9 protein-coding genes are annotated in these 9,871 nt (G+C 37.2%); 8 read left to right on the top strand and 1 reads right to left on the bottom strand.

All coding sequences use genetic code 11. The annotated features are described in order from the left end of the window. Positions 1 to 72 precede the first annotated feature (72 nt). Entirely contained in the window at positions 73 to 405 is a 333-nt protein-coding gene (locus tag Q0371_RS16230; RefSeq protein ID WP_298472907.1) for a DUF3889 domain-containing protein, read from the bottom strand. Between the two features lie 255 nt (positions 406 to 660). Here Q0371_RS16230 and hemW point away from each other — a divergent pair, with 255 nt between their 5' ends. From hemW to mtaB, 8 genes are all read left to right on the top strand, one after another. Further along, positions 661 to 1,794 carry a radical SAM family heme chaperone HemW gene (gene hemW / locus Q0371_RS16225; protein ID WP_298472905.1) on the top strand — a complete coding sequence of 378 codons (1,134 nt, stop codon included), beginning with the start codon at positions 661 to 663 and terminating at the stop codon, positions 1,792 to 1,794. A 96-nt stretch (positions 1,795 to 1,890) separates the two neighbouring features. Then, positions 1,891 to 2,928: a heat-inducible transcriptional repressor HrcA gene (gene hrcA / locus Q0371_RS16220; RefSeq protein ID WP_298472902.1), complete on the top strand. Its 1,038-nt coding sequence runs from the start codon at positions 1,891 to 1,893 to the stop codon at positions 2,926 to 2,928. Positions 2,929 to 2,945: 17 nt separating this feature from the next. Further along, complete coding sequence (gene grpE, locus Q0371_RS16215) at positions 2,946 to 3,527, top strand: nucleotide exchange factor GrpE (protein ID WP_298472899.1); 582 nt, start codon at positions 2,946 to 2,948, stop codon at positions 3,525 to 3,527. An 87-nt stretch (positions 3,528 to 3,614) separates the two neighbouring features. Continuing rightward, positions 3,615 to 5,444 (top strand): molecular chaperone DnaK, encoded by a 1,830-nt coding sequence (gene dnaK, locus Q0371_RS16210; protein ID WP_169358055.1) that lies wholly within the window; start codon positions 3,615 to 3,617, stop codon positions 5,442 to 5,444. Between the two features lie 151 nt (positions 5,445 to 5,595). Then, complete coding sequence (gene dnaJ, locus Q0371_RS16205; RefSeq protein WP_298472896.1) at positions 5,596 to 6,717, top strand: molecular chaperone DnaJ; 1,122 nt, start codon at positions 5,596 to 5,598, stop codon at positions 6,715 to 6,717. A 13-nt stretch (positions 6,718 to 6,730) separates the two neighbouring features. Next, positions 6,731 to 7,675 (top strand): 50S ribosomal protein L11 methyltransferase, encoded by a 945-nt coding sequence (prmA, locus tag Q0371_RS16200; RefSeq protein ID WP_298472893.1) that lies wholly within the window; start codon positions 6,731 to 6,733, stop codon positions 7,673 to 7,675. Between the two features lie 13 nt (positions 7,676 to 7,688). Next, on the top strand, positions 7,689 to 8,429 hold the full coding sequence (locus Q0371_RS16195) for a 16S rRNA (uracil(1498)-N(3))-methyltransferase (RefSeq protein ID WP_298472890.1): 741 nt from the start codon (positions 7,689 to 7,691) through the stop codon (positions 8,427 to 8,429). 15 nt (positions 8,430 to 8,444) lie between these two features. Continuing rightward, positions 8,445 to 9,785 carry a tRNA (N(6)-L-threonylcarbamoyladenosine(37)-C(2))-methylthiotransferase MtaB gene (gene mtaB, locus Q0371_RS16190; RefSeq protein WP_251555584.1) on the top strand — a complete coding sequence of 447 codons (1,341 nt, stop codon included), beginning with the start codon at positions 8,445 to 8,447 and terminating at the stop codon, positions 9,783 to 9,785. Positions 9,786 to 9,871: the final 86 nt, after the last annotated feature.

Genomic DNA, 9,871 nt, shown 5'->3' with positions numbered 1-9,871 from the left:
GGCTGAGGAACTGCCTCCTCGCTTTTCCCCATTTGCCTGTCGGGGCAGACATAGGCGGTTTCGCTTTTCTTATTATCGAGAAGTTTCTTGAAATTCAATATCAACTAATTTACCTGTTTCCGTTGTGTATTTAATATTTATAAAAACTCCAAATTCCTTATTGCCATCCTTCATCCACAATTTAAACCTTTCAATGGTTGAATCCTCTTTTGTTTCACTTCCTATATGCAAGTAGTCAATAATAGTCGCATTTGGATATTTAGTTTGTGTCTCCTTTACTGCTAGCTTTCCCCATTCCGCGTATGCTGGAACTTGGTCTTGAGCATATGTGTTTGAATACATATTCATGGACACAGTGGTTGCTAACATACATATACCTATGGCTATAAACACTTTTTTTATCATCTTCATACCATCTCCTTTTCTTTAAGATGGTTATCTTGCTTAAAATCATTCCAACTTAATAAATAAATCGGAAAACCTAGTGTAACTTCAATAGTTTGAAGGAAGATGAATTATAAGCTATAATTTATGTAGGTAATTTCGGAAAAAGGTATTCAAATTAGTGCAATATTTGATGCTTGATAAATAACTAGGAGAAGGAGGCACTATTTGCCTCCTTCTTCGTATTTATAAAAGAACGTAGAAAGAAGGCTTATAATGGTACGCGGAGTATATATACACATCCCTTTTTGTCATCAAATATGTAATTATTGTGATTTTAATAAATTCTATTTTCATAATCAGCCAGTAGATGAGTATATTGAGTCTTTAGGAAAAGAAATGGCTCTTTGGAAAGACGACTTATCGAAAGGTCATATTGAAACTATTTTTCTTGGTGGAGGAACTCCTACTTCTTTATCACTTGAACAGTTAGATCGGTTGTTAACGCTTATCCAAGAGCATATCCCGCTGGATCATGTAAAGGAGTTCTCATCAGAAGCTAATCCAGATGAGCTTACCCTGGAAAAAATGCAGCTCATGCGAAAATTTGGTGTGAATAGATTAAGCATGGGAGTGCAAACTTTCAATCAAGACTTGTTAAAAATATTAGGTAGAACCCATTCCAATGAACATGTATATAAAGTAATTGAATATGCGAAGGAAACAAATTTCCCCTCTATAAGCATTGATTTAATGTATGGATTGCCAAATCAAACGATGGAGCAATGGAAGGAATCCCTCCAAGAGGCTTTTAAACTGAAGATACCCCATATCTCAGCCTACTCGTTACTAGTTGAGCCTAAGACCATATTCTATAACCTTCTATCAAAAGGGAAATTATCATTACCTGGTGAGGATTTAGAAGCTGAAATGTATGGATTCTTAATGGATGAAATGAAAGCGAACGGATATCACCAATATGAGATTAGTAATTTTTCTCATGAGGGAAAAGCCTCCGAGCATAATCTTTTATATTGGAACAATGACGAATATGTTGGATTAGGGGCTGGCGCCCATGGTTATGTAAATGGAATACGATATTCTAATCATGGCCCTCTTAAAAAGTATATGCAGCAGTTAGATTTAGGTGAAAAGCCTATTATGATGCAAAAAGAGGTTACTTATGAAGAAAAAATGGAAGAAGAGATGTTTTTAGGTCTTCGAAAAAACAGAGGAGTTTCTTTAACCGTCTTCGAACAAAAATACAGCAAGACTTTGCATGAGGTATACGGGAAAGAAATCGAAGAGTTAATTCATAAAGAGCTTGTGGCTTTAGAAGAAGACCACATTTTCCTTACAACTCGAGGACGTTTTGTAGGTAATGAAGTATTTCAATATTTCCTTAAATAATTTGGCGCATAATCGTTGACAGTTTTCTTTAGATTTGATAAGTTTTATATGAGTATTAGCACTCTCTACAGATGAGTGCTAACAGAGGTGATAATCATGCTAACTAACAGGCAATTATTAATATTGCAAGTAACGGTAGATGATTTTATTGATACCGCTCAGCCAGTTGGATCTCGTCAACTTTCGAAAAAGGAGGAAGTACCGTTTAGTCCTGCTACGATTCGAAACGAAATGGCAGATTTAGAAGATATGGGTTATTTAGAAAAAACTCACACCTCTTCTGGCCGTGTGCCATCAGAAAAAGGCTATCGTTACTATGTAGACAACTTACTAACTCCACAAATGGTTTCAAAAGAAGAGATTAAACAAATTCGTTCCGTTTTCGAGGAAAGAAAGGTTGAGACGGAGCAAATAATTCGTAAGTCAGCTAATATTTTGTCTGAACTAACGAGCTATACCTCTATTATGTTAGGCTTAGATGTGAGAAAGCATCGAGTCAAAAGATTTTCAATTGTTCCTCTTACAGACGATTCTGCAGTAGCTATAATCGTTACGGACAGTGGTCATGTTGAAAATCGAGTTTTTTCTATTCCTGAGGCCTTTACTGCTTCCGATATTGAAAAAATGGTCAATATCATAAACGAACATTTAGTTGGTGTATATTTACACGAGCTACAAATGAAGTTAGAAGCTGTCACTCAGTTCGTCTTACGTCAGAATAACGGTCGGTTGAATGACCTACTTGGTTCTCTAAACCAAGCGATGATAATTGAGCATGAGGATAAAGTGTACTATGGTGGAAAAATGCAATTGTTAAGCCAGCCTGAATTTAATGATGTGGAAAAAGCAAAAAGCATTATGTATTGGATGGAACACGTCAATGAATTCCCTGGACTTTTCCATTTGAACAAAAAAGGCATCAATATCAGTATTGGTTCTGAGAATAACCAATTTGGAATGAATAATTGCAGTATAATCACAGCTTCTTATGATATTGGAGAAGAGCAAAGTGGTTCTATTGCCATCATAGGTCCCACGAGAATGGATTACAAACGTGTAGTATCTTTGTTGGATGTAATGAGTGGGGACTTATCTAGAGAGTTGTCTAGAATATTACGAGGTCAACACGAATAAAGGAGAGTTGCTGCTAAATGGAAAATCAAAAAGAAGAAGTAAAAGATGTATCGACTGAAGAAGAATCAGCAGAACAAGAAATGGTAACTGAAGAAGCGATCGAAACTAAAGAAGCAGATGTATCAGAAGAAGCTACTGAAGCAGAAGAAGTAGACGAACTAACGCTTTTGAAACAACAATTAGAAGAAGAACAAGATCGTACGGTAAGACTGCGTGCTGACTTTGAAAACTACAAACGTCGTGTTCAAAAGGATAAAGAAGCAGACTATAAATATCGTGCCCAATCTTTACTTAGCGATTTGTTACCTGTATTAGACAACTTAGAACGAGCACTTGCTGTTGAAGCTACATCTGAAGAAGCGATTTCTTTAACTAAGGGTGTAGATATGGTTTATCGTTCTCTTGTAGCAGCTGTTGAAAAAGAAGGATTGGAATCAGTTGAGTCAGAGGGAAAACCTTTTGATCCAAATCTTCACCATGCAGTTATGCAGGAAAAAGACGAAAGCCAAGATTCAGGTATTGTTCTTCAAGAACTACAAAAAGGCTACAAATTGAAGGATCGAATTCTTAGACCAGCAATGGTAAAAGTAAACGAATAAAATATAAACTGATTTTTATTGGTGTCCATTAGGTTGCCAGTTATAATATAAATTGCATATAACAGTATTTATTAGGAGGAAAATTGTATGTCAAAAATTATCGGTATTGACTTAGGAACAACAAACTCATGTGTATCTGTACTAGAAGGCGGAGAGCCAAAAGTAATTCCAAATCCAGAAGGAAATCGTACAACTCCATCTGTAGTAGCTTTTAAAAATGGCGAAAAACAGGTTGGGGAAGTAGCTAAACGTCAATCTATTACAAACCCAAATACAATTTCTTCAGTTAAACGTTTAATGGGAACTAGTGAAAAAGTAAGTGCTGAAGGAAAAGACTATACTCCTCAAGAAGTATCAGCAATGATCCTTCAATATTTAAAAGGTTTCGCAGAAGAATACCTTGGAGAAAAAGTTACAAAAGCAGTAATCACTGTTCCTGCATATTTTAATGATGCAGAACGCCAAGCTACAAAAGATGCTGGACGTATCGCAGGGCTAGAAGTTGAGCGTATCATTAACGAACCTACTGCTGCAGCGCTAGCTTACGGCTTAGATAAAATGGATCACGATGAAAAAATCCTTGTTTATGATCTAGGTGGAGGTACTTTTGACGTATCTATTCTTGAACTTGGAGATGGTGTATTTGAAGTACTAGCTACAGCTGGGGACAACCGTCTTGGTGGGGATGACTTTGACCAAGTAGTTATGGATTTCCTAGTACAAGAGTTTAAAAAGGATAACGGTATTGATCTTTCTAAAGACAAAATGGCAGTGCAACGTTTGAAAGATGCTGCTGAAAAAGCTAAAAAGGATCTTTCAGGTGTTACTTCAACACAAATCTCATTACCATTCATCACTGCTGGTGAGGCAGGTCCACTTCACTTAGAAGTTACTATGACTCGTGCTAAATTCGATGATTTAACAGCTCATTTAGTAGAGCGTACAATGGTTCCAACACGTCAAGCATTAAAAGATGCTGGATTATCTTCTTCACAAATTGACAAAGTTATCTTAGTTGGTGGATCTACACGTATTCCAGCTGTACAAGAAGCGATTAAAAAAGAAACAGGTAAAGAGCCACATAAAGGTGTTAACCCAGATGAAGTAGTAGCAATGGGAGCAGCAGTACAAGGTGGAGTTTTAACTGGTGACGTAAAAGACGTAGTACTTTTAGACGTAACACCACTTTCTTTAGGGATTGAAACAATGGGCGGAGTATTTACGAAGTTAATTGAACGTAATACGACAATACCAACTTCTAAATCTCAAACTTTCTCAACAGCTGCTGATAACCAACCGGCAGTAGATATTCATGTATTACAAGGTGAGCGTCCAATGGCAGCTGACAATAAAACGCTTGGTCGTTTCCAACTTGCGGATATTCCACCAGCACCTCGTGGAGTACCACAAATCGAAGTGACGTTTGATATCGACAAAAATGGTATCGTAAATGTTAAGGCGAAAGATCTTGGAACACAAAAAGAGCAAACAATTACAATTCAATCTAATTCATCTTTATCGGATGAAGAAATTGAACGTATGGTAAAAGAAGCAGAAGCAAATGCTGACGCGGATAAAGTACGCAAAGAAGAAGCAGAAGTTAAGAATGAAGCGGACCAATTAGTGTTTATGACTGAAAAAACACTAAAAGATTTGGAAGGCAAAGTTTCAGACGATGAGAAAAAATCTGCTGAAGATGCAAAAGAAGAGTTAAAAGCAGCTCTAGAAGCTGGAAATTTAGAAGATATTAAAGCGAAAAAAGATAAATTAAACGAAATCGTTCAACAGTTGACTATGAAGCTTTATGAACAAGCACAAGCGGATGCAGCGGCTAACGGACAACAAGAAGACGGGCCATCTGATGACGGTGTAGTCGATGCAGAGTTTGAAGAAGTAAAGGACGATAAAGACAAGTAATGTCAACAGGAAAAGTCAAAGACCGTTTTCGGCTTTGGCTTTTTCCATGTAATTAGTAGCATGGAGAAATACGCTATTTGTTTTGCTATTAGGAATTTATCCATGTTACAATTATCTTTATGTGTAAGTTAACAGAGCAGGAGAGTGAACTATGAGCAAACGTGATTATTACGAAGTCCTTGGAGTAGCCAAGGGAGCTTCTGGAGATGAGATAAAAAAGGCGTATCGCAAATTATCTAAACAGTATCACCCAGATATCAATAAGGAAGCTAACGCTGAAGATAAATTTAAGGAAATTTCAGAAGCATATGAAGTATTAAGCGACGATCAAAAACGTGCACAATACGATCAATTCGGTCATGCAGGTCCTAACCAAGGTTTTGGTGGCGGATTTAGTGGCGCGGATGGATTTGGATTTGAAGATATTTTCAGCTCGTTCTTTGGAGGAGGAGGTTCGCGTCGTCGTGACCCGAATGCTCCTAGAAAAGGAAATGACCTTCAGTACTCTATGACTATAGAATTTGAAGAAGCAGTATTTGGTATGGAAAAAGAGATTGAAGTAGCTAAAGAAGAAACTTGTGATACGTGTAATGGTACTGGAGCTAAAAAAGGCACACATCCAGAAAAATGTACACACTGTAACGGAAACGGTCAAGTTAATGTTACGCAAGACACTCCTTTCGGAAGAATTCAAACGAAACGAGCATGTAATTATTGCGAAGGAACTGGGAAAATTATCAAAGATAAATGTTCAACGTGTCATGGTAATGGAACAGTTAATAAGCGCAAGAAGATTAAAATCACTATTCCAGCGGGTGTAGATGATGGTCAACAATTACGAGTTAGCGGTCAAGGTGAACCAGGTGTAAATGGTGGTCCAGCAGGAGATCTATACGTTGTATTTAGAGTGAAAGCCGATCCAAGATTTGAACGTGATGGTGACGATATTTATTACGAATTACCTTTGACATTCGCACAAGCGGCACTTGGGGATGAAGTAGAGATTCCAACTGTCCAAGGAAAAGTAAAATTAAAAATCCCAGCGGGCACGCAGTCTTCTACGAAATTCCGTCTTAAAGGAAAAGGTGTAAAAAATGTGCATGGCTATGGCATGGGAGATCAGCATGTAATCGTAAAAGTAATCACGCCTAAGAAATTGACCGAAAAACAAAAACAATTATTACGTGAGTTTGCAGAAATCAGCGGTGATATACCGGAAGAGCAAGGTAGTACATTATTTGACAAAATCAAGAGAACGATAAAAGGCGAATAAGGAGTTGGAGCAAGTGAAATGGTCTGAGCTATCCATTCATACTACTAATGAGGCAGTGGAAGCAGTAAGCAATATTTTGCATGAAGCTGGTGCTAGTGGAGTAGTAATTGAGGATTCAGAAGAGTTGGCTAGAGATAGAGAAGATGTTTTTGGAGAGATCTACAGCTTAAATCCAGATGATTTTCCAGTAGACGGAGTGCGTATTAAAGCTTATTTGGCTGAAACAAGCTTTCTATTAGAAACGGTGGAAGAGATCAAACTTGCGATCAACAACTTACTAAATTTTAATATTGACCTTGGACATAATATTATTACCGTAACCGAAGTAGACGAAGAAGATTGGGCGACTGCTTGGAAAAAGTACTATCACCCAGTTAAAATCTCTAACAGATTTACAATTGTTCCTACTTGGGAAGAATATAATAGAGTGAACTCTGATGAATTAATTATAGAGTTAGATCCAGGTATGGCGTTTGGTACAGGGACACACCCTACTACCGTTATGTGCTTGCAGGCACTTGAAAAAACAGTGAAGCCTAACCTATCAGTTGTCGATGTAGGCACTGGTTCTGGTGTGTTATCTATTGGAGCAGCTAAACTAGGGGCAGTTACAGTTCACGCACTTGATTTAGATGAAGTTGCAGTAAGATCTGCACAAGAAAACATCGCGATTAATAGAGTGAGCGATATTGTAAAAGTTACTCATGGTAATCTATTAGACAATATTACAGAACAAGCAGATATAGTTGTTGCCAATATTTTAGCTGAAATCATTATGACATTTACCGATGACGCTTATACTATTGTTAAGTCTGGTGGGCTATTCATAACTTCTGGAATAATTTCGACTAAAAAAGATGATGTGAAAACTGCTCTTCAAAATTCTGGTTTTGAAATAGATGAAATAATGATGATGGAAGATTGGGTAACTATCATTTCAAGAAAGCCTGTTAAGTAAAGGAGTAGTTGTCTTGCAACGTTATTTTACAGAAAAACCGTTAGATGAGAATTCTACTATAAAAATTCTTGGAGACGATGCGCATCATATGATTCAAGTGATGCGCATGTCACCTGGTGATGAAGTGTATATAGTGGCCGCTAAAGAAACGTATATTATGACTATTCTTTCTGGAACTAGCAAAGAAGTCATTTTAGAAACAAAAGAAAAAGTGTTAAAAACAAATGAAATGCCAATTAAGGTTTCTATTGCCTGTGGATTACCAAAGGGTGACAAACTAGAACTAATCACACAGAAGGCCACTGAACTTGGTATGCATTCCCTCTTTCCTTTTGAAGCAAAGCGCTCTATCGTGAAATGGGACAAGCAAAAAAACGAGAAAAAAATAGCAAGATTGCAAAAGATTGCAAAAGAAGCGGCGGAACAGTCCCATCGCTCATCTATTCCTCACATACATAGTCCTAAGAGCTTGAAAGACCTAATAGAAGTCTCTAAGCAATATGACGTTAAATTTGTTGCTGATGAAGAGGATGCAAAATTAACTGAGCGACAAAAGTTTGCTGACCAATTAAAAAAGGTGTATGATAAACAATCGATACTGATTGTTTTTGGTCCAGAAGGTGGACTTGATAGACATGAGGTTAAGCAACTTTTAGACAATGATTTTCAACCCATTGCACTTGGCCCTAGAATATTAAGAACTGAAACTGCGCCGTTATATGCGCTTGCTGCTATTTCCTATGAATATGAATGAAAGAGGTGTAAGGATATGTCATCCGTTGCATTCCATACATTAGGCTGTAAGGTAAACCATTATGAAACAGAGGCCATTTGGCAACTGTTTAAAGAAAATGGTTATGAACGTACAGACTTCGAAAAAAAATCAGACGTTTATGTAATTAATACATGTACTGTAACAAATACTGGTGATAAAAAGAGTAGACAGGTTATACGAAGAGCTATTCGTCAAAACCCTGATGCTGTTATTTGTGTTACCGGCTGTTACGCACAAACCTCTCCTGCAGAAATAATGGCGATTCCTGGCGTTGATATTGTCGTTGGTACCCAAGAGCGTACAAAAATGCTTGGTTACATTGAACAATATAAAATGGAGCGTAAGCCTATTAATGCGGTAGGAAACATTATGAAAAATCGTGTATATGAAGAGCTAGATGTACCTGCTTTTACTGACCGGACACGTGCTTCTCTTAAAATACAAGAAGGATGTAACAATTTCTGTACTTTTTGTATCATTCCTTGGGCACGTGGCTTGATGAGATCACGAGACCCACAAGAAGTAGTTAGACAAGCACAGCAGTTAGTTGATGCTGGTTATCTAGAAATCGTCTTGACTGGTATACATACTGGTGGATACGGAGAAGATTTAAAGGATTATAATCTTGCTCAACTATTAAGAGATATTGAAACAAATGTAAAGGGACTTAAACGTCTTCGAATTAGTTCAATAGAAGCTAGTCAGCTATCAGATGAAGTAATCGATGTTTTAAAGCAATCGAATATAGTTGTAAGGCATTTACACATACCAATTCAGTCAGGCTCTGATACTGTACTAAAAAGAATGCGTAGAAAATATACAATGGAATTTTTTGCAAATCGCTTAGACCGTTTAAGAGATGCACTTCCTGATTTGGCGATTACATCAGATGTAATTGTAGGATTTCCGGGAGAGACAGAAGAAGAATTTATGGAAACATATAGCTTTATTCGTGACCAAAGATTTTCTGAACTACATGTTTTCCCTTACTCAAAACGTACAGGTACCCCTGCTGCTAGAATGGAAAATCAAGTGGATGAAGAAATTAAAAACGAACGAGTACACAGACTTATTAGTTTAAATGATCAGCTGGCTGTAGAATATGCATCTCGCTTCGAGGGAGAGGTTCTTGAAATCATCCCAGAGGAAGTTATCACTTCAGAAACGGGAGAAACCATGGTAGAAGGCTATACGGATAATTATTTAAAAGTTGCTATACCTGGCTCTGAGGAACTGATCGGAAAATTAGTAAGAGTAAAAATAACGCGAGCAGGCTATCCTCAAAATATTGGTCAATTTGTTCGTGTGTTAGAAGAAGTTAAAGAGCTAGTTTGACTTAGGTCACTAGCTTTTTTTGTTGGAAGAAACATAGTTGCTTGGCTTTTCTTATGTTTACTAGTAATATTAAGAGGTACGTACAA

The sequence above is a fragment of the uncultured Psychrobacillus sp. genome (genome assembly GCF_938022135.1).
GTDB lineage: Bacteria > Bacillota > Bacilli > Bacillales_A > Planococcaceae > Psychrobacillus.
This window is presented reverse-complemented; position numbering and strand designations above follow the sequence as displayed.